Origin of the sequence: Kitasatospora sp. MBT66, from assembly GCF_000710405.2 — a bacterium.
In the GTDB taxonomy this organism is placed as follows: domain Bacteria; phylum Actinomycetota; class Actinomycetes; order Streptomycetales; family Streptomycetaceae; genus Kitasatospora; species Kitasatospora purpeofusca.
This window is the reverse complement of record NZ_JAIY01000006.1, coordinates 132,611-134,275: the sequence shown is the minus strand read 5'-3', so window position 1 is coordinate 134,275 and position 1,665 is coordinate 132,611. Positions and strand designations below refer to the sequence as shown.

The following is a 1,665-nucleotide window of genomic DNA, read 5'->3' as shown; positions in this document are numbered from 1 at the left end:
CCGCGGCGGCTGCCGCGCGGCCGCGGCCTCGGCCTCGATCGCGGCGCGCTCCCGGGCGAGCGGACTGTCGTCGGGCGCCCGCTCCTGCGTCGGCGGCGGGTCGACGGCCCGTGCGTCGGCCTTGACCTTGCCGGGCGGCAGTGGCGCGGAGACCACCGCGCGCTCCCGTCCCACCGCCCAGGCGGCGGTCGGCGGAATGCCGAGGCCGACGGCGATCAGCGCGAGGATCAGTAACTGGACCACCCGGCGTCCGGCCGGGCTGTCGACGATCGTGCGGTACCAGTGCGTGTTCATGGACCCCACCCCTGAATCAACGGACACTCGGGTTTCGCGCGGCGATTCCGGTCGCACAGAAATCGTCCGTAACCTACCGACCCTTGTGCCGGCTGCCCAGGGGCGGCCCCGAACGGTTGCCCCTCGTTCAGGAACCCGTGATCCGCCGCGCGTCGCCCCCTCCCCCACGCGCACGGAAACGGCCCAGGCCCGAACGCCTGTAGGGCGTTCGGGCCTGGGCCTGAGGGTTTTCGGGAGTGGTTCAGGAGGCGGCGGCACCCACGGGGGTGGCGCCGACGGGGGTGACCTCGACGAGGCCGGTCTCGCCGAAGGTGAGCTTGCAGGTGTCCGCGCGGTAGGTGGCGACGGCGAGCGCTACCAGGCGGCCGGCGGCGGCGTACTGGGTGGTCATCACCAGGACCGGCGAGCCGGGCGGGCGCTCCAGCAGGGCGGCCTCCTCGGCCTCGGCGACACCCAGCTCGACCGAGCGGGACTCGCCGTCGACCTCCAGGCGCTCCAGCTGGCGCAGCACCGAGCGGGCGCGGTCGCTCTCGGCGCGGAAGCCGGGCAGGTGCGGCAGCACCGCGGCCGGCACGTGCAGCGACTCGGAGGCCATGCTCTGCCCCTGGACCAGACGGACCCGGCGGACGGTGTGCACGGGCGCGCCCTCGGCGACGCCGAGCGCCGCGGCCAGCCGGCGGGCGGCCGGCGCGGTGGTGCAGTCCACCGTGCGCCAGGCCTGGCTGCGGGCGGCGCCGGGCCAGCCCTCCTCCTGCCGGTTCACGGGGACACCGACCCGGGGGGCGGCGATCAGGGTACCGATGCCGCGCCGGCGGACCAGTCGGCCCTCCAGCTCCAGCTGGTCGAGCGCCTGCCGCAGGGTGGCCCGGGCGACGCCGAAGCGGGCGGAGAGCTCGCGCTCGTTGGGGAGGATCTGGCCGGTGGAGAACTCCGTGTCGATGGCGCGGAGCAGCACCGTGCGCAGGTGCCAGTACTTCGGCTCCGGAACCGCCGTGAGCTGCCCAGTCGTTCCCACCATGTCCTCCACCCGGTTTTCTTCCGCTGTGCCCGAAAGAGGTCGGTTCCGGCCCGCTGCCCGCTGTTGCGGCAGGTGGGAGAGCGGGCTTTTTCCGTCCTTCTTTATTAAAGGTCTTTGCAGTAAGTGACCCTAGGGGCTGGATCGGGAGATGGTCAAGACCAATGGCGACCCCCGGCACGACCACCTCACAGTTTCATGGTGCGTTCACGCCAACCACCCAAGCGGACGCGTCGCATCCCGCTCCTGTCGGTGCCACTGGATAGGCTGCCCGGGTGATCGTGGTGACAAGTGTGAATGTGAACGGAATCCGGGCGGCGGCCAAGAAGGGCTTCGTCGAGTGGCTCGCCGCCACC

Annotated in this window: 2 protein-coding genes and 1 pseudogene; 1 reads left to right on the top strand and 2 read right to left on the bottom strand. The window is 72.6% G+C overall.

Annotated elements, in window-relative coordinates; all coding sequences use genetic code 11:
• Together BI06_RS50680 and BI06_RS13150 are read right to left on the bottom strand one after the other, a co-directional pair.
• Positions 1-294: hypothetical protein (locus BI06_RS50680; protein ID WP_158516426.1), on the bottom strand; the 294-nt coding region annotated here is incomplete at its 3' end.
• A gap of 241 nt (positions 295-535) precedes the next feature.
• Positions 536-1,309, bottom strand: a complete 774-nt coding sequence (locus BI06_RS13150) for a GntR family transcriptional regulator (RefSeq protein WP_037781027.1) — start codon at positions 1,307-1,309, stop codon at positions 536-538.
• Positions 1,310-1,584: 275 nt separating this feature from the next.
• On the opposite strand from BI06_RS13150, the pseudogene BI06_RS53455 reads away from it, so the two are divergent.
• A pseudogene (locus BI06_RS53455) lies at positions 1,585-1,665 on the top strand (exodeoxyribonuclease III); the annotation flags it as partial.